This window comes from Bombella sp. ESL0378 (genome assembly GCF_009725845.1).
GTDB lineage: Bacteria > Pseudomonadota > Alphaproteobacteria > Acetobacterales > Acetobacteraceae > Bombella > Bombella pollinis.
This window is the reverse complement of record NZ_WNIF01000002.1, coordinates 44,158-70,472: the sequence shown is the minus strand read 5'-3', so window position 1 is coordinate 70,472 and position 26,315 is coordinate 44,158. Positions and strand designations below refer to the sequence as shown.

The 26,315-nt window shown below is 54.2% G+C and carries 21 protein-coding genes and 1 pseudogene; 12 read left to right on the top strand and 10 right to left on the bottom strand.

Annotation, left to right across the window (positions count from 1 at the left end):
* Window positions 1-34 precede the first annotated feature (34 nt).
* A pseudogene (locus tag GM556_RS00620) lies at window positions 35-1,558 on the top strand (replicative DNA helicase); the annotation flags it as partial.
* 122 nt (window positions 1,559-1,680) lie between these two features.
* On the opposite strand, the gene GM556_RS00615 reads toward GM556_RS00620, so the two are convergent.
* The 9 genes from GM556_RS00615 to rph form a co-directional block, all read right to left on the bottom strand.
* A complete protein-coding gene (locus GM556_RS00615) occupies window positions 1,681-2,658 on the bottom strand; it encodes a DMT family transporter (protein WP_155578954.1) in 978 nt (325 codons plus the stop codon).
* A gap of 42 nt (window positions 2,659-2,700) precedes the next feature.
* Window positions 2,701-4,938: a TonB-dependent receptor gene (locus tag GM556_RS00610; RefSeq protein ID WP_196424745.1), complete on the bottom strand. Its 2,238-nt coding sequence runs from the start codon at window positions 4,936-4,938 to the stop codon at window positions 2,701-2,703.
* Window positions 4,939-5,062: 124 nt separating this feature from the next.
* Entirely contained in the window at window positions 5,063-5,827 is a 765-nt protein-coding gene (locus tag GM556_RS00605; RefSeq protein WP_099026453.1) for a sulfite exporter TauE/SafE family protein, read from the bottom strand.
* Window positions 5,828-5,950: 123 nt separating this feature from the next.
* Window positions 5,951-7,822, bottom strand: coding sequence for an adenylyl-sulfate kinase (gene cysC, locus GM556_RS00600; protein WP_155578953.1), 1,872 nt, complete (start codon window positions 7,820-7,822; stop codon window positions 5,951-5,953).
* Between the two features lie 14 nt (window positions 7,823-7,836).
* Window positions 7,837-8,631 (bottom strand): sulfate adenylyltransferase subunit CysD, encoded by a 795-nt coding sequence (cysD, locus tag GM556_RS00595; RefSeq protein ID WP_155573436.1) that lies wholly within the window; start codon window positions 8,629-8,631, stop codon window positions 7,837-7,839.
* 65 nt (window positions 8,632-8,696) lie between these two features.
* The gene (locus tag GM556_RS00590; protein ID WP_370513558.1) at window positions 8,697-9,476 is read right to left on the bottom strand and encodes a phosphoadenylyl-sulfate reductase; all 780 of its coding nucleotides are present in this window, start codon (window positions 9,474-9,476) and stop codon (window positions 8,697-8,699) included.
* A 197-nt stretch (window positions 9,477-9,673) separates the two neighbouring features.
* The gene (locus GM556_RS00585) at window positions 9,674-11,359 is read right to left on the bottom strand and encodes an alginate export family protein (RefSeq protein WP_155578951.1); all 1,686 of its coding nucleotides are present in this window, start codon (window positions 11,357-11,359) and stop codon (window positions 9,674-9,676) included.
* A 103-nt stretch (window positions 11,360-11,462) separates the two neighbouring features.
* Entirely contained in the window at window positions 11,463-12,065 is a 603-nt protein-coding gene (gene rdgB / locus GM556_RS00580; protein ID WP_155579013.1) for an RdgB/HAM1 family non-canonical purine NTP pyrophosphatase, read from the bottom strand.
* Window positions 12,066-12,091: 26 nt separating this feature from the next.
* Window positions 12,092-12,811 carry a ribonuclease PH gene (gene rph / locus GM556_RS00575; RefSeq protein ID WP_099026457.1) on the bottom strand — a complete coding sequence of 240 codons (720 nt, stop codon included), beginning with the start codon at window positions 12,809-12,811 and terminating at the stop codon, window positions 12,092-12,094.
* A 134-nt stretch (window positions 12,812-12,945) separates the two neighbouring features.
* Between rph and GM556_RS00570 the strand changes: the two genes are divergently transcribed.
* The 8 genes from GM556_RS00570 (at window position 12,946) to GM556_RS00535 (ending at window position 23,685) form a co-directional block, all read left to right on the top strand.
* Window positions 12,946-15,510, top strand: coding sequence for a penicillin-binding protein 1A (locus GM556_RS00570; RefSeq protein ID WP_155572648.1), 2,565 nt, complete (start codon window positions 12,946-12,948; stop codon window positions 15,508-15,510).
* A gap of 38 nt (window positions 15,511-15,548) precedes the next feature.
* Window positions 15,549-16,680, top strand: a protein-coding gene (gene prfB / locus GM556_RS00565; protein ID WP_155578950.1) for a peptide chain release factor 2 whose coding sequence is annotated in 2 segments (ribosomal slippage) — window positions 15,549-15,617 and window positions 15,619-16,680 — 1,131 coding nt in all. Because the reading frame shifts where the segments join, the coding sequence is not laid out codon by codon here.
* Between the two features lie 377 nt (window positions 16,681-17,057).
* Window positions 17,058-17,750, top strand: coding sequence for an energy transducer TonB (locus GM556_RS00560; RefSeq protein ID WP_155578949.1), 693 nt, complete (start codon window positions 17,058-17,060; stop codon window positions 17,748-17,750).
* Window positions 17,751-17,842: 92 nt separating this feature from the next.
* Complete coding sequence (locus GM556_RS00555; RefSeq protein ID WP_155578948.1) at window positions 17,843-18,901, top strand: MotA/TolQ/ExbB proton channel family protein; 1,059 nt, start codon at window positions 17,843-17,845, stop codon at window positions 18,899-18,901.
* Window positions 18,902-18,906: 5 nt separating this feature from the next.
* Window positions 18,907-19,332 carry a biopolymer transporter ExbD gene (locus tag GM556_RS00550; protein WP_099026461.1) on the top strand — a complete coding sequence of 142 codons (426 nt, stop codon included), beginning with the start codon at window positions 18,907-18,909 and terminating at the stop codon, window positions 19,330-19,332.
* 90 nt (window positions 19,333-19,422) lie between these two features.
* Window positions 19,423-19,863, top strand: coding sequence for a biopolymer transporter ExbD (locus tag GM556_RS00545; protein ID WP_155578947.1), 441 nt, complete (start codon window positions 19,423-19,425; stop codon window positions 19,861-19,863).
* Between the two features lie 2 nt (window positions 19,864-19,865).
* Window positions 19,866-21,155, top strand: coding sequence for a tetratricopeptide repeat protein (locus GM556_RS00540; RefSeq protein ID WP_196424744.1), 1,290 nt, complete (start codon window positions 19,866-19,868; stop codon window positions 21,153-21,155).
* Between the two features lie 100 nt (window positions 21,156-21,255).
* On the top strand, window positions 21,256-23,685 hold the full coding sequence (locus GM556_RS00535) for a mechanosensitive ion channel family protein (RefSeq protein WP_155578946.1): 2,430 nt from the start codon (window positions 21,256-21,258) through the stop codon (window positions 23,683-23,685).
* Between the two features lie 64 nt (window positions 23,686-23,749).
* Here GM556_RS00535 and GM556_RS00530 read toward each other — a convergent pair whose 3' ends face one another.
* Window positions 23,750-23,917 (bottom strand): YqaE/Pmp3 family membrane protein, encoded by a 168-nt coding sequence (locus GM556_RS00530; protein ID WP_099026690.1) that lies wholly within the window; start codon window positions 23,915-23,917, stop codon window positions 23,750-23,752.
* Between the two features lie 174 nt (window positions 23,918-24,091).
* Between GM556_RS00530 and GM556_RS00525 the strand changes: the two genes are divergently transcribed.
* The 3 genes from GM556_RS00525 to GM556_RS00515 are packed head-to-tail and all read left to right on the top strand — an operon-like array spanning window position 24,092 to window position 26,143.
* On the top strand, window positions 24,092-24,382 hold the full coding sequence (locus GM556_RS00525) for a YciI family protein (RefSeq protein ID WP_155578945.1): 291 nt from the start codon (window positions 24,092-24,094) through the stop codon (window positions 24,380-24,382).
* Window positions 24,383-24,392: 10 nt separating this feature from the next.
* Window positions 24,393-25,265: a 3-hydroxyacyl-CoA dehydrogenase family protein gene (locus tag GM556_RS00520; protein WP_099026465.1), complete on the top strand. Its 873-nt coding sequence runs from the start codon at window positions 24,393-24,395 to the stop codon at window positions 25,263-25,265.
* Window positions 25,262-26,143, top strand: coding sequence for a hypothetical protein (locus GM556_RS00515; protein ID WP_155578944.1), 882 nt, complete (start codon window positions 25,262-25,264; stop codon window positions 26,141-26,143). The genes GM556_RS00520 and GM556_RS00515 overlap by 4 nt, the downstream gene beginning before the upstream one ends.
* Window positions 26,144-26,315 lie beyond the last annotated feature (172 nt).

Below are 26,315 nucleotides of genomic sequence, written 5' to 3'. Positions count from 1 at the left end.
CCTGCCCCTCACTTTGCATCGTAAGACCCCTCTCATGAGCGACCAAAACCCTACTCCACAAACTAGCCCCACCACAGACCAAGGCGGGGAGTTACAAAGCCTTTTACAGCGTGTCCCCCCTGCCAATATGCAGGCAGAGCAAGCCCTCTTAGGGGCGATTCTGACCAATAACAAAGCCTATGAGAGCGTGTCGGACTTTCTCCACCCCTCTCATTTTGCTGATGCTGTCAATGCTCATCTTTATGAGCTTATCACCCGGCGTATTGAACGTAATGGCGGCAAAGGCGGGGTGGACATCATCACCATGCGCGGGGATTTTGAGGCCAGTGCCACCCTCGCTGCTGCGGGCGGGACGGAGTATGTTGCTAAGCTGCTCAATGCCATGGTGGGGATTGTCAATGCGCGCGATTATGGGAAGGTCATCCATGATTGCTGGGTGCGCCGCCAGCTCATTGGCATTGGGACGGATATTGTCAATAACGCCTTTGGGGCACGCCCTGACCTTGACGGACCAGAGCAAATCTCCGCCTCGGAGGAAGCCCTCTTTAATCTCGCAACCGATAAAGGCCAAGAAGGTGGCTTTCTCGTTTTCTCCCAAGCCCTAAAAAGTGCGCTGGAGATTGCCGACCAAGCCTATCGTCATACGGGCGATATTGTGGGCCTCACCTCCGGCTTACGCGATTTTGATAAAAAAACAGGCGGGTTGCACCCCTCCGATCTGCTCATCCTCGCTGGTCGGCCTGCTATGGGGAAAACGGCCCTTGCGACAAAAATCGCCTTCTCCGCCGCACGCGCACTGATGCAAGAGGCCCAAGACGAAGGGCTTGAGAGACCGCGCGGAAGTGTGGCTATTTTCTCCCTTGAAATGTCCTCCGAGCAATTAGCCACGCGTATCCTCTCCGAGCAAGCAGAGGTTTCGGGCGAGCGCATCCGCCGTGGCGATATTGGCTCGAAGGATTTTGACCGCTTTGTCCGTGTCGCAACGGAGCTACAACGCCTACCGCTGCATATTGACGATACACCGGCCATCTCCCTCTCCGCTATGCGGACGCGCTGCCGCCGCCTTGCGCGAACACACGGGCTAAGCCTTGTGGTGGTGGATTATCTCCAGCTCATGCGCCCTGCCATTGGGACACGGCCCGATAGCCGCGTGCTGGAAATCTCCATGATTACACAAGGGCTTAAAGCCATCGCAAAAGAGCTAGACGTCCCCGTGATTGCGCTCTCCCAGCTATCTCGCCAAGTGGAATCACGCGATGATAAACGCCCCATGCTCTCCGACCTGCGTGAATCAGGCTCGATTGAGCAAGATGCGGATGCGGTGATGTTTGTCTATCGTGAGGAATATTACCTCCAACAGCGCAAACCTAAAGATTCCACTTATTCCAGCCCGGAGAAGTACCAGCTTGCGCTTGAGGAATGGCAGCGCAAAATGTCGCTTGTCCATAATAAAGCCGAGCTTATTTTGGAAAAGCAACGCCACGGCCCCACAGGCACCATCCCCCTCTATTTTGAAGGGGAGTTCACCCGCTTTGGGGATTTAGATCTATATCACGATGATTACCAACACAGTCAAAGCAACAGTCCACAAGCACTCTCGCATCAACCTAATATCTCTGCACAACCAACTATCATCACAAAACAGAAACGCCCAACAATTCCTAGATAACTATTCCTCCATCACTCATGAGGCGTTTCCGGCAATGGCGGGGTGATAACTGCTGCTGGGGTAGCCGCAATGACCTCTGGGGAGGGTTTACGCTTCCACCACCAGCCACGATGAATCATCTTCTCAAAGCGAATCTTCTGCCGCAACCAATTCAGCATGCCAGAGAAGGTAACGACCAGAATCCCAATCCCATCCCACACATCAACAGGTTGATGGAAGATGAAATAACTAAAGGCCACAATCCAAGCCATCTGACTATATTGGGGCAAAGCTACGCGGTTAGCCGGGGCGATGGAGGCCGCCAACATCAGTAACAACTGCCCAGCAGCGGCCAAAAAGCCATAACCAAAAAGCAATAGCCATTCCGCCACTGTATGAGGGATGACGAAATGCTTCGCCATCAAAATCCCATCCCCCACTAACGGCCCAAACAAGCTAGAGCCAAACAAAGTAAGGCGGGACGCTTCCTTCCCCGCAAAACGATAGGCAATCACACTCACAGCGGTGGACATCGCGGCTAAGACCGCACAAAGATGGCCGAAATTAAGGGCCTTCATACCGGGGCGCAGGACAATCATCACCCCAACAAACCCCAACAGAACAGACAGCCACGCCCAGCCCGTCACCTGCTCTTTAAGGAATAAGACCGATACAATCGTCACAAAGAAGGGCATAAGGAACATGAGCGAGAGGGCCTCTGGCATGGGTAGAAGCATAAAGGCTTCCACACTGGCTGCTGTAGCCACAAACACCGCCGCCGCTCGTAACAGCCAGAGCCATGGATGGTTGGAGAGGACCAGCGCGCTATAGGATTCCTGCGGTCGCCGCAATGTTGGGACAATCAAAAACCCAAAGACACCACCAAAAAAGGCGACCTCAAAAGGGTCCAACGCCCCTGCCAACCCTTTGGAGCAAGCATCACTGATGGAAAAGAACGCATACCCAATAAAAGCCAGCACAATGCCAGACGTAAAGAGTATCTTCCGCATGAAACCCCACTCCTTGGTACATCAATCATGGCTGCACCAGCCTTAGAGGGAGAAAGAGACTCCCCCCATCACACTCCGCCGCAGCCCGTATTGTGGGGCACCAACCCCAATGCCGCTGCCATCGCGTAGCATATAATGCTTATCAAACAAGTTGATAACATCCAAGCGTAGCTGCATATTATGCCCCCCTAATGCAGCGATATGACAGATATGCTGTACCAGGGCGAAGTTAAAGGTCACATAGCGCGGCACATGCGCCCCGTTGGGGATGTCCCCAGTTGCCGTCTCTTTATCCTGCCGTAACCCGCTGCCATAAACCATCGTCCCAGAAAGGTGCAAAGGGTGATTCGTCTTACGAAAAGCCGTATAAGCCGCCCCCGCTGAGGCCGTTACACGTTGATCATGGTCTAAATGCACCCAATGATGGCGCATATATTGGAGGTCATCTTCATCAAAGTTCCATTGTGCGGAGTTAATATCCTTCCCCATCGCGCGGGAGAGGGCAACATTGCCATATAAGCTCCACGGCCCAGCCTCATAATCGGTTGTAAACTCCACCCCCCGCACATGGCCCCGGCGGTAATTATAGGCCGTCAAAATCACCGGCGCGCCGAACTGCCCTTCATCCAAAAGATTTTTCGCATCCTTCCAATAAGCATCCACCCCGATGGACCAATGCGGGGTAAGGCGTTGGATAAAGCCAATATCGTAATAATTATCCCGCTCTGCTTTCACGCGGTCATTTTGATAATGCGCTGGGGCGGCCGATGTATTGGCAAACCGGCTGAGGCTAGTTGTGCCGATGGTCTCAAAAGGTGGGGGGGTTAAATAACGCGCATAACCAACATGAAACCGCCCACCACGCCACGGTGTCCACACCAAAGAGATACGCGGGCTAAGCTGATGAGCATGGACATATTCCTCCACACCATCAAACCGCGCACCAAGATTGAGGGTAAGCTTACGCGTAATCTTCCACTCATCTTGAATATACGCCCCATATAGAGCCCCGGTCTTGCCTGATGAATCATGCACATTCATCGGTTGAGGGATGATGCTTCCATCCTCTGCTAAGGGATACACCGAGGCGTTGCTTTTACTCACCGCCCGCTCCCCATAGGCTTGCACCCCACCGCGCAGCGTATGAGCATGGTTAAGACGCCATGTTACATCACTCTGCACCCCGCTAGAAAAGACCGACCGCGCCGCTTGCTGCGCTATGCCGTTATAAACAAGGTCCCCCACCCAATCGGGCGAATAACGCATAGAGCTATAGCGAAGAATGGCTGATGTCTGAGCACTAACAGTCTCATGCTCCTCTTGCCATGAAAGGATAGCGAAGTCGGTAATCTGCTGCTGATGCTCATCCAGATGGCTACTATCAGGCGCGTTTGCCTGCATAGAGAGTACGTTATCTGCCTTAAAAAGCGGGGTTGCAAATTGATGTTGTTGGCCGGGATTATTAGGTAGCTGATACCACGCATTGGATATCCCCGCTGTAAAACTAAAGCGCGTCTCTGGCCGGAGGGTATAACGCACATGCCCTAGGATATGATGCTGACGTGAGAGATCGTGAATCGCATTATAGCTGGGAGTGGTATTCTCTATCCCCACCCGGTCATGAATCATATCAGCGGTGATAAAGCCATCCCACTGGCCCCAATGCCCACCATATTGGAGGGAAGGCTGCACATAATCCCGCACCCCGCCATAGCCGGAGAGTGTTCCGCCTTCATCCGACACACCATTTTTGGTTTGAATATCAATCACCCCCGCTTGGCGAAACCCATATTCCGCTGGCAGAACGCCCGTTGTCAGGCTCATAGAATGGGCAAAGCGGGTCATCAAAGCCTGCCCGAACACATTCACCCCTTCTGGTAAGGCCACACCATCCAGCCGGAATTGAACATTATTATGATCCCCCCGGATATGAATCTGCCCATAACTATCCTGCGTAACACCGGGGGCCTGCAAAAGGATGCTGTTAAGGGCAGCATTATCCCCGCCGGGATTGGCCTCTATAGCTTTGCGGGAGAAACTTGTCTGCGTGGCCCCAATGGCAGGTTGCAAAGCTTGGCGCGCTTGGTCCAACCGCCGCGCTGTCACATGGATGTGCTCCTCCTGCGCACTAAGCGGATGTGCCTCCTCTTGCCCCTCTGCTGCGTTATTAGCATCACGCTGCACAGGCTGGCGGCTCTCTTGTGCCCATATTGTAGGCGGTAACATCCCTCCCACAACCAAGGCGACATAAACACCCCCGCCCCACCGCTTTACCGCCATGCCACTCTCCACTCCTTCACGCACGCATCCTGCTTCGTGAAGAATGTTATGTTATACTATAACATTTGTGAAGGTGCTTCTTACCCTTATCGTGAAAAAAGCCGGGACATAGCCCGGCTCATGGTTAAATCATCTTCACGCCAATCAATAACAATAAGCTTCCTAAAATGAGCCGTTGCCATCGCTCTGGGCAGCGGCCTGCGCAATGTGTGCCGAGCCAAATACCGGGCAAGGAGCCGCTTAAAAGCAGCAACAATGTTGGCACAATAACATCACCCTCCACCCAATGGCCTGCCCCGGCAATGAGTGTGAGGGGGATAGCATGAGCAATATCAATGGCTACGAGTTCACGCAGTGGCAAAGTGGGGTAGAGCATCACCAGCACGGCCATACCAATCGCCCCGGCCCCCACGGAGGAGAGGCTCACCATGCAGCCCAGCACAAAACCTAGCACAACTGTTAGCACCCGCGATTGCACCGGCCCACCAAGCTGATGCCGTAAGACCCATGCTTTTAAGGTGGGACGAAAGAGAATGGCAGGGGCGGTTATTAATAAGCAAATACCCAATGAGACACGAATAACCTGCGCCATTTCTTGCGGGGAGCCTATATGCCGCAGCCAAAGGAGCGCGACTGCCACACCGGGAAGGCTGCCAGACATCATCCACAACACGATAGACCAACGCACCGGCCCACATCGCCTATGTAAAAACGTGCCAAACAACTTCGTCATCGCGGCATAGATGAGGTCCGTCCCCACCGCTGCTTTAGGATGAATCCCACAAAGGAGGATAAGCAGCGGGGTCATGAGGGAGCCGCCGCCAACGCCCGTCATACCCACTAAAAACCCCACTAACGCACCGGAGATGACATAAGCAAAATGCTGCATCACCCTATCCTCCCTTAAAGGAGAGGCTTACCGTAATGGGTAAACTCCTCCCGTCCCGGCCTTTGCCTTGGCAAAAACCGGGCTTCTTTTCCCTAAATAGACAGTCCTTACGGCCTGAGCGGCTTACCGTACGGCTTTATGCACAGCGTCTATTAAATGCTGTACGCTACGGGCCACATCCCCATCACCGGGGACAATGACATCTGGCGTCTCTGGTGGCTCATAGGCAGCGGATACACCGGTAAAGGAGGCAATCCGCCCCTCCTCAGCCTGTGCATAAAGCCCCTTCGGGTCACGCTGGCGGCAAAGCTCTGGTGCGGTATCAACAAAGACCTCATGCCAATCCTCACCGATAATCGCCCGCGCCATGGCACGATCCTGCGCTAAAGGCGACACCAAAGCGACCAACACAATCTGCCCACTCTCTGCCAAAATCCGCGCCACATGCGCGACACGGCGGATATTCTCCCGCCTATCCTCTGGGGAGAAGCCGAGGTCGCTACACAAGCCGGAGCGCACCGTATCGCCATCTAACACTGTGACATTCAGCCCTTCATGGCTGAGAGCCTCCTCAGCATGGCGGGCGATAGTGCTTTTGCCAGCACCGGGTAAACCTGTCAGCCAGAACACAGCACGCTTATGCCCGCGCAACCCTGCCCGAACAGCCTCACTCACACCGCTTGCTGTAGGATGAATGGCATGCGCCCCATCTGCCAACGCAGCTGGGCCAATAAGCGGTGCCCCACCGACAATCTTCTGATGCCGGTCCACCAATACACCGCGCCCATCTGGCATCCCCGGTGCAAAGGGATCGAACAAGATATTCCGTGCGACCGCCAACGTAATCTCGGCAAAACCATCGGAGGGAACTTCATCAGCGGGGCTGAGGGTGAGGTCATCCAGATTCACCACCGCATCAATCGCCGCAACCGTCACGTCATATTCCGCTGTGGCTAAACGTAGGCGGAAGCTTTCACCCACATGCAACGGTTCACCACGCAGCCAAAAGAGCCGTGTTTTCAAACGCGCCGCTTTCAATGGGGCAGCGGCTTCATCCCCCGCAGGAAAGAGCAAATCCCCACGGTCTGGTACGAGGTCAGGCTCTAAGCGCAAAGCAATGGACTCACCAGCACCTGCAACAGGCTCATGCGGGGCATGCCAACGGCAGACCTCCGCCACGGTGGCCTCCTGCCCTTGCCCGCCAATCACCAGCCGGTCCCCCTCCCGCACTGTGCCGCGCTCAATACGGCCTGCGACATAACGCACACCTTCAAAACGATACACATCTTGCACAGGCATACGCAAAGGCAGCGCATGACGAGAGGCTGGCGGCTGAATCTGCGCTAGGGCCTCCAACAAGGTTGGGCCTTTATACCATTCTGCCCTCTCCGAGCGGGTAGCGATGTTATCGCCATCCCGTGCCGAAGCAGGAATGACCTGCTTAACATCAATCTCCAACCGGGCTAACAACTGGCGAATATCGCCCTCGACCTGTTTAAGCTTTGCCTCATCAAAATTGATGCTATCAGCCTTATTAAGCAGCACAATCACATGACTAATGCCGATGAGCCGTAGCAACATCGCATGGCGGCGTGTTTGCTCGCGCACGCCCTCAGCTGCGTCAACCACCAGCACGGCAGCCTCTGCATCCGCCGCACCGGTAATCATATTCCGTAAAAATTGCCGATGACCCGGCGCATCGACAATCACAAAATCCCGCCCATTCAGTTGGAAAGGGATGCGCGTGGAATCCACCGTCACGCCTTGGTCCCGCTCAATCTGAAGGGAATCGAGCAGGAAGCTCCATTCCACAGCAAGGCCACGCTTACGGCTACTCTCGACAATCTGGACGAGGCGGCCATCAGGCAGGCTATCTGTATCGTATAACAAACGGCCAATCAGGGTGGATTTGCCATGGTCCACATGGCCAACAATCACAATCGGCGTGCTAACACCATGACGAACCTGCGTAGAAGATGAATGAGGTTGTGTCATCGTTAAAGCTCTCCTCACAAATAGCCAGCAACGCGGAGACGCTCAAACGCATCTTCTGATTCATGGTCCATAGCGCGGCCCGCCCGCTCGGACGTGCGGCTTGTCTCAAGCTCGGCAATAACCTCCGCCACGGTGGAGGCTTGGCTTTCAATCGGGCTGGTAATGTCTTGGTCGCCTAGCGAGCGATAACGATTGCCATCTTTTGCGAAATAGAGGTCCACTAGCGGAATATTCTCGCGCTCAATATACCGCCAAATATCTAGCTCCCGCCATGCCAGCAGCGGATGAACACGCACATGCATCCCCTCCTCATAAGGGGTAGCATATTGGTCCCAAAACTCTGGCGGTTGGTTCCGCACATCCCATTGATGGCTCGCCCCGCGCGGGCTAAAGACGCGCTCTTTAGCACGGGTCGCCTGCTCATCCCGCCGGATACCAGCCACAACACCGCGGAACTTATGCTTATCAATCAAATTCGCTAACCCGACCGTCTTGCGTGCAGCAGAGCGTGCAGCGGGGGGGAGAGACGGGTCCATCTCCTCCACGGGGGGACATTCCCCTAAAATGAGGTCTAAGTTCCATTTTTTGGCGTATTCATCACGAAACGCATACATCTCGGGGAACTTCTTACCCGTATCCACATGCATCACGGGGAAAGGCACATGACCCATAAACGCCTTACGCGCGAGCCAGACCATCACGTTACTATCTTTGCCTAAAGACCATAGCAGGGCCATAGGCTTCAGCTTACGATAAGCCTCCCGCAGGATGAAGATGCTCTGGGCCTCTAATTGGTCCAAACCATCCATAATATGTGCGTCTTGCAGAGCCATGCCTGCTCCCTTTCCTTACTGATAAACCCGATAGTCGGGCGTCATTCTACGGGCCGTTCCGCTAATAAAGCCGTGGCTGAAATCTCTTCCTTATCCGCACCGGGTGGCGGCGTAACAGGCACAGGGCGATGTAGGCCACATTCCGTTTTCGCAAGCCCAGCCCAGCGGCCTGCGCGGCTATCCTCACCCGCACCAACGGGCCTTGTGCAAGGCTCACACCCAATAGAGCGATAACCACGCGCAACAAGAGGATGAGCAGGCAAGGCTTTCTCCTTCATAAAGTCAGCAATCTGCGCCTCACTCCACCCAGCAAGGGGGTTAAGCTTTACACTGCCATCCGCCTGCCGCTCAGCCACTGGGAGGGCTGCCCGCGTGGCTGCTTGCATACGCTTACGCCCCGTCACCCAAATATCAAACTCTGGCAGAACAACATCTAAAGGCTCTACTTTACGCAGGGCACAACACGCATCAGGGTCGAAGGCCACAAGCTGGCCCTCCGGGTCACGATACTCGACCTCTTTACGCGCAGGCTGGAGGGTGCGGACATCCTCCAACCCCAAATGCTGGCTTAGCTCATCACGATAGGCCAAAGTCTCCGGGAAATGCCGCCCTGTATCGAGGAAGAAAACCGGCACGGCTTTATCCTGCGCGGCAATCTGCGCGAGTAATACGGCGGACTCCGCCCCAAAGGAGGAAATCACCGCCACGCGACCGGGAAAACGTGCCAAAACAGAGGCCAGCACACGCCCTGTTTCCTCCTCTGACGCAGCAACAACCCCCTGATGAGGGAGAACCTTATATTCATCCTCCGAGACTGCCACGTACCCTGCTCCTGCATCTTTAATACGATAAGAAAGAGAGTAATTGCATAATCCACTAACTTCAATGTGTATTTTATATAAAAAATGAAAAAAGATCATTTTTTGATGATATAAAGATAGCTTTGTAAAGAAATTCAGCCAAAATATTTGCTTTTATTAAACTATTTATATTCGTTGTTTATTCTCTCGCAGCATCCTTAAAAGCGGAAGGTCAACGTAGAGAGCATATAGGTCCCATTCTTTCCCCCCGCTTGCCGCATCCGATGGGTAAGAAAAATAGCCCCACCATCAAGCTGCCAATTCACATGCTGTTGAAGCTGAAATTGCACCTGCCCTTGCGGTTGTAACCCCACTGCACGCCCCGCCGCCCTTAGACGAGACCCCGCTAAAAAGGAAAAAGGCGATGAGGAGTTATACAGCCCATCATGCACGCTCTCTCGCCATAAATACGGCACACGAATACGGATATTCATAAAAGGGCGAGGCACAATGCTCATAAGCGGGCCTGCACTAATAAGGTTAGCCCGCGCTATCGTCCGTGTGAGGTCGAATGTCGCATTACGCGGGGAGAAAGGGGCCGAGAATGTTCCCTCCGTACCATGCGCGCGACGATTATCCCCCCCGCTATAAGCCTCCGCCTGCACACCGAGGAACGGATGTAAGGAGGAGGAAGAATGACGCCAGCCCGCCACCCCACGCACAGCCCATGCGCTCACCGGGCGGCTGCCGATAGCAGATTTGCTCGGATGGAACCGCCCTGCCTGATAGACGCCACTAACATCATACTCAAAGGCGGGGGCCGAGCCATACCAGCGAAACCCGCCATTTTGGCGCGTCTGCGTGCCAGCCTCGCTTCCTTTAAGCTGGGCAATAGCAGCTGCCTTCCCCCCATAATGAAAGCCCATCCAAAATAGGTCCAAAAAAGAATGAACCTGCTGCCCCGCGATAGAAAAACGCGGCAGAGCGACCGTAACATCGCCCCCATAAAGGCGCGTTCCATCATCAAATCCGCCGCCCATGATGGTATCTCGCGTCACTTGTGTTGCCACAAAATTATACACATCAACCCGCACACGCTCCCACATGGCATAGCCCCGCGCGCCATTCCATGAGAGTTGCACATTAGGGGTCTCACGGGCATAAATCAGCCATGAAGGGGCATCCAAAAATTGCTGCCGCCCGACCATTACGCCCGTTTTTGCACCTAGAAGCTTCTGCTCGTAACGAACAAAAAGCTGCTGCAAGCCAAGCCTACGCCGCCATGTCGCGTTATAGCCGTAATAATTCCACCCTGCGGCCTCGCCATTATTAAGCTGCCCGAATATCTGCCAATGCGTGCCGAGATGCAGCTCTGCCCCCAACAAATTACGCACTGTAAACCGGCCAGAATGACGCTTACCCACTGTGCCAAGCATCGGGCTGGATTCATACCAGTTCCGAATCCGTGATTCCCCGGAGAGGGTCAGCCAAATACTGCCTGATTCATTCAGACGAATCGCTTTTAGAGGGTCCAGAAAATCCGTGTAATTCTTCGGGTCTTTTTTGCTGCTCCAATCCTCAGCCCATGGGGCCACACCATAAACCCCCACCGGGCCAAAACCTGCGAACTCCCCATTCCCCCAATTAAAAGCCCCCCAATCGCCCTGATGCCGCTTTTTAGAACGATTCTGCTCCAGCGTGACACGACGTGGTTGGCCAATCACCCCCGCCCCCGGCATGACCTCCACCGCTGGCGGGGGCTTATCCTCTGCCTGTAACGGCCCTACCCCGCCAAAGCACGCCGATGCCACCATCACAATAGATGCCCATACAGGGCCATCCCATTTTGACACATCACCGATGATATACGCACGAGCATGGCGTGATGACGAGACGGAGGGCATGGGACATCCATTTATACGATATGTAATAGTGCAATATATTACATATGTTTTTATCCCCTTTGTGAAGTCGTGAAATTATAATTCCACGATTATTTTTTCGATTCTACGCCACACAATCTTGCAAAAAGCGGGCCATGGCCTGTCCACGATGACTGAAACGGTTTTTCTCCTCCTCGGTCATTTCGGCAAAACGGCGGCTCTCCCCTTCAGGGATAAAGATAGGGTCATAACCATGACCATGCGTCCCACGCGGGGGCCATGCGACATGGCCATGACATGCCGCCTCTACCATACGATACGCCCCATCAGGCCACGCCACACATAAGACCATAACAAAAGAGGCCCCTTTATCAGCAGAGCCACTGGCCTGCATCGCCTCATATACGCGGTTCATCGCGAGGGTCATATCACGCTGCGGACCAGCCCAGCGGGCGGAATACACACCCGGCTTGCCGTTAAGGGCTGCAACGCAAAAACCGGAATCATCTGCCAAAGCAGGCAGGCCGGTTGCTTTTGCTGCGGCCGCGGCCTTAATCAGCGCATTCCCGGCAAAATCCGCTGCGGTTTCCTCTGGCTCTGGCAAATTTAATGCCGCTGCGGAGCGGACTGTAATGCCGCTCTCCGCCAATAAGAGGGAGAACTCTCGTAATTTACCTTGATTATGGCTAGCGAGGACAAGCTCACTCCCCCGCGCTAGGCGGCGCATTTTATCTTCATAATGCGGCATAAAGCTTAGCCTCCCTTTTTACGAGTGAGAGCTTCTTTCTGCACGGCAAAGAGGGTCTGTGTGCCTTTCTGTGCAAGGTCAAAAAGCTGTTGGAACTCCTCCGGGCGGAAGGGGCGATCCTCCGCTGTGCCTTGAATCTCCACAATCCCGCCATCGGCTGTGAGGACAAAATTGGTATCGGCCTGCGCGCTGCTATCTTCTTGATAATCAAGGTCCAACACAGCCCCGGCCTCTGTCAAACCACACGATACAGCTGCGACTTGTGCGGTCAGAGCTTTGCTTTTGCCCATCCCCTCCAACGCATGCGCCAGGGCAACCCATGCCCCGGTAATGGAGGCACAACGCGTCCCGCCATCGGCATTCAGCACGTCACAATCTAGCGTAATCATACATTCGCCAAGGGCTTTAAGGTCCACGCAAGCCCGAAGGGACCGCCCAATGAGCCGCTGAATCTCCTGCGTGCGGCCTGATTGCTTACCCCGTGCTGCCTCGCGGGAGCCACGCGTATGAGTCGCGCGCGGTAACATGCCATATTCCGCCGTTACCCACCCTTGGCCCTGCCCTCGCAGGAAAGGTGGCACCCGTGTCTCGACCGAGGCCGTGCAGAGCACTTCCGTCCCCCCTACGCGAATCAGCGCAGAGCCTTCCGCATGAGTGGCAAAGCCTGTCTCGATTGTAACAGAACGGAGGGCATCGGCAGCGCGACCGGAGGGACGTGTAACCATGAACTAAATCCTTAACTCTTTTTAAAACAAGCCCCACAATAAGGCTTATCCTATGGGCGTCCAGCACCGTACCATAAAACAGAGCCTATGAGGCTGCCTCCCGTTTTTTTATTGACCATGTTATAGAGGGCAGCATGACGCGTTCTTCTATGCTGCCAGACAGCCCGCCACCGCCTTTTCAGAAGCCCCGTTTCCGCCGTTGGCGGTTCTTACTAGGGGCTGCGCTTAGCCTTTGCACGCTTGGCCTTGCCACCCTTGTGCTGGTGGGTTGGGGCTTATATGCCCATCTTAGTGCTAATCTCCCCAGCGTAGAGAGCTTGCAACATTACCAACCCCCCGTTGTAAGCCGGCTATACACCGCTGATGACCAACTCATGGCCGAACTCTCGCACGAGCGGCGTATTTATGTGCCCATCCGGGCCATCCCCCCACGTGTGCGTAACGCCTTCCTCGCTGCGGAGGACCAAAATTTCTATTCCCATGGCGGGGTGGACCCTTTAGCGATGCTGCGTGCTGGGGTGACGGATATTATCAGCATCCTCACCCATCAGGGTAAGCGTCCCCTCGGGGCCTCCACCATTACCCAACAGGTCGCTAAGGTCATGCTGCTTAATAATAACAGCCTGACCATCGACCGCAAAATACGCGAAGCTCTGCTTGCGATGCGTATTGAGCGCACCCTCTCCAAAGACCGTATTTTAGAAATCTATCTTAACGGGATTTATCTGGGTAATGGGGCTTATGGTGTAGAAGCCGCCGCTCAGACTTATTTTAACAAAACGCTCGACCAACTTAGCAATGCCGAGGCTGCGATGCTGGCCAGCATGCCTAAATCCCCTAGCAATTATAATCCCTTCCTCCACCCTAAAGCGGCGATGTGGCGGCGCAACTGGGTGCTGGACCGGATGAGCGAGACACGCGCCATCACCCCAGAGGATGCCCAGCAAGCCAAGCAAGACCCGCTCATCCCCCAAGGCTATACGCGCTTCGGCCCCTTGCAGGATTCCGAATGGTTCGCCGCAGAAGTCCGCCGCCAGCTCACCACCCTCTATAGTGAGGAACAAACCACCGAGGGCGGGTTGGATGTCCATACCAGTTTGGATGCTCACCTCCAGCAAGTCAGCACTCATTTATTACGGGAAGGGCTCATCAATTATGCACGCACGCATGAGGGCTGGCACGGCCCTGTAGGGCACCTAACCAGCCTGACAACATGGCAAGATGACCTCCCCAGCCAGAAGCCTCCCGCAGGGATGCTCTCCTCATGGCGGTTAGCCGTTATACTCTCCCCAGCCCCAGTAGTGCATGTTGGGTGGGTGAGTGGCCATACAGCCCACACCGCCACACTCCGCAAAGCTGATGAGAGCTGGAGCCGGCGCACTCATCCACTTCTCCCCGGTCAAATCGTGATGATTGAACCGCAAAGCGATGGCTCCGCAGCACTAGAGCAAATCCCCCAAGTGGAAGGGGCTACCGTCACGCTGGATGCCCATACAGGCCGTGTGCTGGCCCTTGTGGGGGGCTGGTCCTTCCAGCAAAGCCAATTTAACCGTGCCACACAGGCCCAACGTCAACCGGGGTCCTCCTTTAAGCCGCTCGTCTATCTTGCTGCGATGGAGCGGGATATTTCCCCCTCTGAAACATTTGATGATTCCCCCATCAGCTTTGGGGATTGGAAGCCGCAAAATTACGAGCATGATAATTGGGGCCCCACCACGTTGCATGATGCCCTGCGGGAGAGCCGTAACCTCGTCACGATTCGCGTTGCCGCGCACCTAGGGATGAAGGCTGTTAGCGATATAGCGGTACGCTCTGGCATGGTGAACAATATGCCGCCTTACCTGCCCGCTGCCCTCGGTGCGGTGGAGACAACCGTCCTTAAAGAAGCTGGGGCCTATGCTGCTATCGCCAATGGTGGCCATAGCATCACCCCTAGCCTCATCGACTATATCCAAAACCCAGATGGGACAATTATTTGGCGAAATCAGGCTAATCACCGTACCGTCACAACGGAGAATGGCCTGCCTGTCATCCATGATGACCGGCCCGTCCTCGCCTCCCCGCAAAGTGCTTATCAAATCACCACCATGATGCGCGATGTCATTGCCCGTGGGACTGGTGTGCGCGCAGGTGTGGGGATTGACCGCCCCATCGCCGGGAAAACCGGGACAAGCCAAGATTATCATGACGCATGGTTTGCAGGCTTCTCGCCCGATGTCGTCACTGTGGTGTGGATTGGTTATGATAACCCCCGCAGCCTCGGTAAGAACGAGACAGGCGGCCATCTCTCCGGCCCTATCTGGAATGGCATCATGAAAGCCGTTTTTGCCACCCGTCCCAAACTGGACTTCCCCACCCCAGAGGGCATGACCTTGGCAGAATATGACACAGGGCGCATCCGGGCGATTGATGCGTTTAAACAGGACCAGATTCCAGGAGCATCCGTCCCACTGCATGGCTTTGGCGATGGGACACAAACCCTTACTGCGGCCGATACGGGTGCGGATATGATTCCTGATTCTGAGACCGATATGCCCAGCAGCACCCCCAACAACACATCCGGTTCTGCTAACCCTGCCAATAGTGATGCCCCCCTTCCCCCCCCTACACCCATGGCGGCTACGCCAGCCCCCAGCACTCCCAACACGACACCAAACACCACAGGGGGAGGTGACATTGGCGTTGGGGGGCTATACTAAGGCAGCATCACTAACCATAGGAATAAGGAGAACGCCTCATGTCGGCTGAGACCGAAGCCCTCTCCGAGCAAATCAAGCAGTCTGTTGCACTGCTGAGGAGGCATCTTTGACTGGGATGCCGCCAAAACACGCCTTGCTGAGCTAAACCACCTCGCTGAGGACCCAGAGCTTTGGAATAATCCAGACGCTGCCCAAAAAATGATGCGCGAGCGCACCATGCTCGCTAATCAGATTGAAGGGGTCGAGGCCTTAGAGACTGAAGTGCAAGACACGCTCGACCTTGTCGAACTTGCCGAGATGGAGAATGACGAGGCTGTCATCCAAGATGGCCTGACCACTCTGCGTGCCTTAGCCGCCCAAGCCCAACAGCGTGAGACGGAGAGCCTTCTCTCTGGTGAGGCCGATGGGAATGACTGTTACCTTGAGGTCAATTCCGGCGCGGGAGGGACCGAGGCGCAAGACTGGGCCGAGATGCTGCTGCGCATGTACACGCGTTGGGCCGAGCAACATGGCTATAAAGTCACGCTGATGGAAAGCAGCGCAGGCGAGCAAGCAGGGCTAAAATCGGCTACGATTCTCGTAAGCGGCCCCAATGCGTATGGCTGGCTGAAAACCGAAGCCGGGGTACATCGGCTTGTCCGCATCTCCCCCTTTGACGCTGCTGCACGCCGTCAGACCTCCTTCGCCTCCATCTATATCTCCCCCGTTGTGGATGATTCGATTGAGATTGAAATCCTCGATTCTGACCTCCGAGTCGATACATTCCGTGCTTCTGGTGCGGGGGGACAGCATGTGAATAAAACGGATTCGGCTATCCGTATTACGCACATCCCCACCGGCATTGTTGTGGCCTGCCAGACAGACCGCTCCCAGCACCGCAACCGTGCCACTGCGATGGAGATGCTGCGTGCCCGCCTTTACGAAACTGAGCTGCAAAAGCGGGAGGCTGAAGCCTCCGCCGCTGAAGCAGCTAAGACGGATATTGGTTGGGGACACCAAATTCGCTCCTACGTTCTCGCACCTTATCAGCTGGTCAAGGACTTGCGGACGAACATAGAGAAAGGCAACCCCGATGCCGTTCTTGATGGTGATTTAGATGAGTTCATGGCCGCGTCACTCGCCCAACGTGTAAGCGCAACACGCTCCGAAGCCAGTGCAACCGCACAATAACGGCGTACGCGCCTAAATGGGATGCCCTTCATTCAAGAGGGCATCCCACCACGACCAAAGGGGTGATCCTCCCCCATCAAGAGCAAAACTTGTCATTTTTATAGGCAGCTCTGGTGTAACTTATACACAGAGAGCAATCTCAAAAACGTGATTTTAGAGACCAAAAAACCCTCAAAAATAGCCATTTATTAACCATCTCATAAGTTATGCACAATTTTCTCTTTAGTTATACACACTCTCTTATGCGAAAGAGTCGCATATAATATCTTGCATAGAGGCCCCCGCTTAGGCCATCTTGACACCAGAAACTAGACGGGACTGGTCCCGTGTAGGCATGGTGTATGAGCTGAGATAACAAAGGGGCAAAGAGTTTTGCTATGAAAAGCTACGCTGCCTTACAACGTAGGCCGATTGACTATATCGTTGCCGCTGTTGTGGCTTTTCTTGCCATTGGGTTGGTGGTCTATGCCCTCACGCTCAATAAGGCAGAGAAGACCGAGCCTGCACACCCGCCGATTCAAACGGTCATCATTGCAGAGGCACCACCTCCCCCACCACCGCCACCGCCGCCTCATCCGGTCATGGTGCAGCCACCACCACCTTATATCCCTCCCCCGCGCATTAAGCTGCCACCGCCGCCTAAGCCGCCTATCCATCATAGCGCGCAAAAAGTGCCTCAACCTAAAGTGGCTCCTACATCTGTTGCGCCTGCTGCCACATCGGCCTCGGCAGCGTCCAGCAGCAGTAGTGGCAGTGGTGATAGCACCTCCGATAGCGACCATGCTGCTGGGGCTGTGCCGATTAATAATGTGCGGCCAGAATATCCTGAAGAAGCCCAAGAGGAGAGCCGGGAGGGCTCTGTGACGGCTTCATGCGATATTCTCACCAATGGCAAGCCCGCTAATTGTAAGTTGCTCAGTGTAAAAGGAGGGCATGATTTTGCCGAAAACGCACTCAACTTCCTAGAACACTCCCCCGTACGCTACCAACCCGCTGTAGCTGGCGGACAACCCATTGTTGAACATAACCACATCCTACATGTGGACTTCACCCTCGGTGATGATGAATGAGTATCGCCTCATCCATCACCCGCTTATTTGCCCTGACCACAGGGTCCGTTAAGAAAACGCACCTTGCGTTGATAGACAAGGATATGAGATTCATGACCAGAATGCTCCGCCTTCCCCTGACACATACCGCCTCTAAAGCGCGTCCATTCTACGGTACGGCTTTAGCCTTAATCCTTGCAGCTATGCCGCTTTCCTCTGCGGCGTTGGCTCAAGAGGCAAGCCCTGCTGTACCGCCCGCGGGGGCGAGCGCACCAGCCCAGCCCCCCGCTGGGGCAACAGCTCCCGCACAAGCCCCCGTTACAACAACTGCTCCGGCTCAACCGCCAGCAGGGGCAACTGGTGACGCACAGCCTCCCGCTGGGACCGAGGGCAATGCCCCTGTCACAGCAACCCCCGTCAGCGACAAACCCGCTGATGATGCCTCAAAAGACAATCCCTATGGGCTGAAAGCCTTGTGGAAGAATGGGGACATCATCGCCCGTGGCGTCCTGCTGATTATGGCTCTGATGTCCTTAGGGACATGGATTATCATGGTCAGCAAGTTCATTGAGCAATCCCGTCTCTTTAGTGCCTCCAAAGCGGCAGACCGGACCTTCTGGACACAAAAGACCATTCAAGAAGGGGCGAAAACCCTCAAGCCCACCTCGCCCTTCCGTTATATTGCGGAGACAGGCATCATCGCCGCGCAGCATCATGAAGGCTCCATGCGGGATTCAATCGACCTGCAATCTTGGACAGCCATGTCCATCCAGCGCGCGTTAGAGACCATCAATACACGTTTGCAAGCGGGTCTCGCCTTCCTCGGTACGGTTGGCTCCACATCGCCCTTTATCGGGCTTTTTGGTACGGTTTGGGGTATTTACCATGCTCTGACAGCTATCGGCATTGCAGGGCAAGCCTCCATTGATAAAGTCGCTGGCCCTGTTGGTGAATCCCTCATCATGACGGCTATCGGTCTTGCTACCGCTGTCCCGGCTGTGTTGGGGTACAACCTTTTGGTGCGCCGTAATAAAGGAGCGATGGATCGCGTCCGTAATTTCGGCTCTGACCTTCACTCCGTTCTGCTCGGCGGCTATCGGCATGAAGATGGCCTGAGCGAAGCCGTGAAGGATGACAGCCCCACCACGACAACCACCAGCACGCGAGTCTAATCATCATGGCTATGAACATCGGTAACGGTGGAGATGATGACGGCGAGGTGGTGTCGGCTATCAACACCACGCCGCTTGTTGATGTCATGCTGGTGCTGCTTATCATCTTCCTCATCACCATCCCGGTAGCGACCCATACGGTTAAGGTTCAGCTACCGGTGGACCGCAACCAGCCAACCAAGACCAAACCGGGCAATATTGTGTTGGCTGTCACCGCTGATGGGCAAAGCTACTGGAACACCACCCCCCTCACCGGGCATAAGGACCTCCTCAACCGCCTTATGGAGGCAGCACGCCAGCAGCCTCAACCGCAAATCCAAATCCGTGGCGATGGGTCTGTCCAATATATGCCCATCGGTCGGATTGTAGCGGCGTGCCAAGAGGCTGGCATCCAACATGTGGACTTCATCACCGAGCAACCACACGACTAACCCCCTCTATTTACCTAATCTGTAACAGAGGCCCCATTTTCTGCCCCCTCTTTGGGGGCCAAACCGGACGAACATTTTGGGAGGTCCATCATGGCTATGGGTATTGGCTCTAGCAGCACTCATGAAGATGAAGCCATTGTCGATATCAACACCACCCCGTTGATTGACGTCATGTTGGTGTTGCTCATCATGCTCATCATCACCATCCCCCTCCAGACTCATTCCGTGGCGATTGACCTCCCCCAAGGCGACCCGCCTCCCTCGGCGATACAGCCACAAATTGTTACGATTAGCATTAATTACGACAATTCACTGAGCTGGAATGACATGCCCATCCCCTCTGAGGATGCTCTCCAAGCGCATATTAACGAGGCCGTACATCCCACAACGGGGGACCAGCCTGAAATCCATATCCGGCCCGACCGCCTTGCGAATTATAAAACCGTGGCTCATGTCCTTGCCGATGCCCAGCGCCTTGGTGTGACCAAACTCGGCATTGTAGGGTTAGAGCAAATGATGGAGGGCCAATAATCATGATGTTCCCATCTCTCAAACAGCCGCGCCCGTGGCTTTTAACAGCCCTAATTGGTCTTTCTGCCACCGGGGTTGCAGGGCTAACGCACACCCCTCTTACCCCCTTCGCCTTCAGCACCGCTTATGCAGAGGATGAGCTAGGGCAAGAGGTTGGCAAGCCACTCCAACAAGCGCAAGCTGCTCTGGATGCTCACCACCCTGCCCAGGCGTTAGAGTTCATCAAACGCGCGGATGCTGTCCCGACAAAAACCGCTTATGAGAGCTACGTCATCGCCCAAATGCGTGCCGCCGCAGCAAGCCAAGCGGGTGATGTCCCAACGGCCTTAAAAGCGTATGATGTGCTCATCACTAATGAGCGCACAGCCCCTGCAACACGCCATCAAATGCTCATGGCCCAAGCCAGCCTTGCTTATGGGGCGCATGACTACCCTAGCGCAGCCCGTGCCGCCAGCCGCTACCTGCGTGAGGCTGGCCCTAACCCTGCGATGCAAACTCTCTTGCTGCAATGTTATTACCTCCAACAAGATTGGAAGGGCCTAACAGAGGTTGGGAAAGCCACCCTCGCCGCAGACCAAAAAGCCAAGCTCATTCCCGCGGAAAATCAGCTCCAAATGCTGGCGACTGCTTATGATAAGCTGCATGACATCACCAATAAGACGGGCATTTATGTCAAGCTGGTGAAATATTATGCACGGCCACAATATTGGCAGATGCTGATTCATGACCTCACGACGGACAGCACCTTGACCCCACGTATGGTCTTTAACCTCCAACGCTTACGCCTCGCAACCGGGCTGCTTACAAACCCGGCGGAGTTCCAAGATATGGCCGAGCGTGCCGTCCAAATGGGGCTACCACAGCTTGCGCTTAATTTACTGGATGAAGGCTATAACCGTCATCTCCTCGGTACGGGGCCACAAGCAGCAGCGCAAGCGCGTTTCCGCGCCTTCGTAGCCCAACGCGCGAACGAGATACGCGCGGCTCTTCCCTCTGCTGTTGAACACGCCAAAACCTCACCAGATGCAGGGCTATCTCTCACAGCAGGTTATAATCTTGTCCTCAATGGGCAGGTGGACCAAGGCATCGCCCTGATGCAGCAAGGCCTCGCAAAACACCCGCATCAACCAGACCTTGCCCGTCTAACCCTCGGTATGGCCCTGCTGGATGGCGGCAAACGTACCGAGGCTATTGCCCTCTTTAACAGCGTAGATAGTGACGGTGCGGCCGATAATCTTGCGCAGTTATGGGCCGTCCAGCTTACCTCTCATGCCGCCTCTGCTGGAAAATGACATCATCTTCATAAAACTCACCCTTAAAACTATGTGAATCTTTTGAGAAAAGAGCGATTCATTCGCTCTATCTTGTTCTCCTTTTGTGAGGCCACTCTGAATGCTTAAACCTCTACAGCCCTTTGCAATGAGGCAAAAAGGCTTCCGCGCTATTATATCAACGCTTTTGCTAGCATGCTTTGCGGCCTTTGCGTTTGTTCGCCCTGCTTGTGCTGCCGATGCCTCTAGCAACACTGGGCTAAGTGATGCACAAGCCCGGCAGCTCATTTCTGTCCTAAGCAATGACTCTCAACGGCAGCAATTTTTAACGACCCTGCAAAACCTCGTTAAAGCGCAGCAAAATACAAAACATACCTCCCTGCTCACTATGGCACGGGATAATCTCACAGAGTTTGGGGAGCGTGCCCTCCAGCAACTCCATGTGCTGCATCAAAATATTATTGATTTTGGCGCGATTGGCCCTTGGCTAGGGGCCGTTCTGCATGATGCTGCCTTACAAAAAACAATTGCACATATTGCCCTGCGTGTTCTCATCATGCTGGCCGTAAGCTTTGTGCTGCTTTACAGCGTGCGCCTTGTTCTACGTCCCCTTCGCCGGCGCATTAACCGTATGGCTAAGGAGCATAATAAAAAGGTTTTCCAAAACGCTGCCCGTAAGCTCCGCAAAGCAAATGCTGACGCTGAAGGCCTTGCTCAACACGCCACAGATGAGGCTACCTCCGCAAAAACAACATCATCTCATGATGATGCTGAATCCGTACAAGCCACTTTAGAGGAAAGCCTGCGCCATCAAGGGGCCTTAACACAGCTTATGCTATGCCTACGCCGCGCTCCTTACGCGCTGGCATGGGCAGGGCTAGAGCTCCTCGCGATTGTCATGTTCCCTCTCGTCACTTTGTTGATGGGGGTCCTAGACCCTGCCCCTACCCCCCAAAGCGACCATGCCCTTTGGAGCATTACATGGTTAGTTGGCATTGGGTTGGGCCTATGGGTGATTCTCCTACGCATTTTCCTTGCGCCAGAAGCCCCATGGCTGCGGCTCAGCATCCTGCATGATAGGACAGCAAACTTCATCTTCCGCTATCTCCGCCATATTGGTTACATCATTGCGTGGGGGTTTGCGGCATTAGATGTCATCGCGACAATGAGTGTTCCTAGCCCTGTTCTCCACGGATTGCAAAAGCTGCTTATGCTGGTCGTCCATTTCCTCTTAGCGGTCATGATTATCCGCTCACGCGGAATTGTGCGCCGTGCTTGCCAACTTGTGGGAGCCAATAACCGCCATTTACAGTCCCTCATGTCTGTCATTGCTAAGGGATGGTGGATTGTCGCGCTCTTCTTTGACGGTGCGCTATGGCTCGTTTGGGCTGCCGATATTGCTGGGGGCTATCAGATCATCCTGCAATTATTCGTGCGGACTATTGTCGCGCTAGTCATTGTCCGCGTTGTAAGCATCCTCATCTATGGTGGATTAGAACGCTTCATGCGCGCTTTGAATGACTGGAACCTTAATGGGGAAACCCTAGCACGCATCCGCCGTTATTATCCGGCCGCTACAGCGATTATTCGCATCATTATGGCCGTTATCACCATCTTGGCCCTTGCGATTGCATGGGGGGCCCCTGTTTATCTGCTCATGGGGCAGAACACTCTTGGCCCGCGCATCTTCCAAGCTGCTCTCACCATTCTCGTAGCCCTGATTGTCGGTGTGGTTGCTTGGGAAGTAGCCAATGTGACGATTGAGCATCATATCCGCCGCCTTGATGCACAAGAGGGCCGCGATACCAAAATCCGCGTAGCACGGCTGCAAACATTAACGCCGATGTTCCGCATCCTCTTTCTCCTCATCTTGGCTGTTATTATTGGGCTGACGGTTCTCTCCCAATTAGGCATTGATACCGGGCCATTAATTGCCAGTGCGTCTATCTTCGGTGTGGCCTTGGGTTTTGGCTCTCAAAAGCTCGTCCAAGACTTCATTAGCGGGATCTTCTTGCTTTTAGAGAATGCCCTTACCGTTGGTGATGCTGTCACACTTAATGGGACATATGGGGTGATTGAGCGTCTCTCCCTGCGCTCGGTGCATGTACGAGCAAATGATGGGTCCATCAATATCTTCTCCTTTAGCTCACTCAGCCAAGTGACCAACTATAACCGCGACTTCTCCCGCGCTATGATTCTCGCAACTGTGGATATTGAAAGCGATACGGACCAAGTAGCGGCTATTCTGGTCGAAATTGGGAAGGAGATGCGTCATGAGGCCCCTTATAAAGACCTCATCCTCGCTGATTTCGACCTCTGGGGCGTCTCGGCCATCGGCACATCCTCTGTCTCGGTTAAGGGGGTTTATCCCACCACCAATGCAGGCCGTTGGACAGTGGAATGGGAGTTTAACCGCCGTATGAAGAAACGCTTTGAGGAGCATGGCATCCAATATCCCCGCGAGGTCGTGGATATTCAAGGTGCTGCGTTGGAGAGATTTATCACCAATGCTGCCCCTTCTGGGGAGACCCCCCAACCCCCACAACACTAGCCCATAAAAAAGCCCCCTGACCTTACAATCAGGGGGCTTTCTTTTTAACGGACGTTACCGCGTCTTAGCGATTTGTCTCATCATATTTCTGCAAAGCCAACACCGCCCAAATGGCCGCCGGAATCCAGCCCAAAATGGTGATTTGCAGGATAAGGCAAATAATCCCAGCAAAAGGGCGACCAATGGTAAAGAAGGTCAGCCAGGGGATGAAAAAGGCTATCAATGTACGAATCATAATTAGTCCTCCCTATCATAAAGGGCAGTAGTAAAAACAGCGTTCCTCCCTTTTTGGAAGAACACCTTATCATCCTTAAAAAAAATACCAATATTATGAAAGTGTTATTCTCCTTCTCTATGAGGCTGCTAGATTAAATCGCCTCCATATACTCACCAAAGGACCTCTTCTATGATCATCGCTGAAGTTTCCTACCTCGCCTCACCTGAAGACGTACAAGCCCAACGCCCTGCTCATCGCGCCTTCCTTGATACATTATATGACCGCCGCTTATTACTGGCCTCTGGGCCTAAAACCAGCAAGGATGGTGGCATCCTCATCATTCGCGATGGCATTAGCCTAGATGAGATTGAATCCCTCTTAGCGGAGGACCCTTTTGTGACCTCTGGCGTAGGGCAATATCGGTTTATTGAGTTCACAGCCGCCAAAACAGCCCCAGAGCTAAAAACACTAGCGCAATAAAGGGGCCGTCATGCTCGATACACTCTTAACAAAAGCCCGTAACAGGCCAGCCGTTGTTATTGGGGCGGGGACGATGGGCACGCGCATCGCCCTTATGCTCGCCACACAAGGGGGAGAGGTACGCCTTTTTGACCGCAGCGTGGAAGCCACCCAACGCGGACTTGCTTATATTCAACACACACTTCCACAGGTCATCCCTACCGTAAAAGGGGGGAAAGCCGGGCCTGTACATATCACCACCGCTCTGGACGATGCCTTAAAAGACGCATGGCTTGTGATTGAGGCCCTGCCGGAAAAATTGGACCTTAAAATAGATATTTTTGGCCAATTAGAGCAATACGCCCCCAAAGATGCCCTCCTTACAACGACCTCATCCTCCTTCCCCTCTCGTCACATTATTGGCCATGTGAAGGATACGCACCGCGTCTTTAACACGCATTTTATGATGCCACCGGATAAGCGCGCGGTGGAGATTATGTCCTGCGGGGCCACAGAGCCTAGCCTTATGGAAGGGTTAGCAGCTTACTTCACCCAGCTTGGCCTCTCACCTTATCTCCTAAAGAAAGAGAGCATGGGGTTTATCCAAAATCGTATTTGGGCGGCCATCAAACGCGAAGCTCTCTGCGTTGCGGCTGAAGGCATTACCGAGCCTGAAACGATCGACCGCATTTACCGCGAAACTATAGGAACCGCCCAAGGCCCCTTCCAGCTTATGGACCAAGTGGGGTTGGACATCGTTTTACAAATTGAGGAACATTACGCAGCGGTATTCCCTCATCTGCCAGAGGCCCCACGCCAGCTTCTCCGCGAAATGATTGCCGAAAACCGGCTCGGTATCAAAACAGGCCGCGGCTTCTATAGCTATGGTAAAGAAACATCATGACCCATCAGCCCCTTCTCTACACGTTAGAAACCGAACCACCACGCATAATAATTCTCTCCCCCAAAGAAGGGCAGGTGCTCTCCCATATTGACCTCGGTTGGGGCACACCTGATGGCCTCTGGATTGATAAAGCCGAGGGCCGCCTTTATTGGACCAATATGGGCAAGGATTACGCCGCTGCTGATGGCACAATAAACACCGCCCGGTTAGATGGACGTGACCATAAAACCCTCATAGGCCATGGCCTTGTCGTAACACCCAAGCAGCTTACCTCCGCCCCGCATTGTGAGCATCTTTATTGGTGCGACCGAGAGGGGATGCGCATCATGCGCTGCCGCCGCGATGGTAGCAATTTGGAGGTTCTCCTCCAAAGAGGCACCTTCCCCACAGATATGACAGATTGCACCCTCCATTGCGTTAGGATCGCCCTCGATACACATCATAATTACCTCTATTGGACCCAAAAAGGCCCCCCAAAAGGAGGCACGGGCGGCATCTTCCGTATGGCATTAGAGCGGCCAGAGGGCATGGACCCCGCTCATCGTACAGATATAGACTGCCTCCTTTCGCATCTGCCTGAACCTATTGACCTGCATCTCTCCTCCGATGGCCGCATCTTATGGTGGACAGACCGAGGCGGCCCCCCGAATGGCAGCAGCTTGAATGTTGCCCATGTAGATAAGCAGGGCCTACACGACCATCGCATCATCGCCCGAGACCTAGGAGACGCCATCGGCCTCGCTATTGATGAAGCCAAAGGATGCGCTTTTGTCAGTAATTTAGAGGGTGCGCTTTACGAGATTAACCTCACCACAGCAGAGGCACGCCTCCTCACCCAACAAGGCCCCATGACGGGTCTCCATCTCTTAACGCCATAAGACGCACCCTTCCCTCAAAGGAGGATATTCATGAAGCTTTATATTCCTTTATCATTAACTGCTCATATGGTCATATCTTTATCTTGACAGAATAAAGCGACCAGCTAAAAACTCATCTCACACGCGCTATGATTGGTGTGCGTGTCCCTCTTTCCTTGTGGTGGAAACGTCT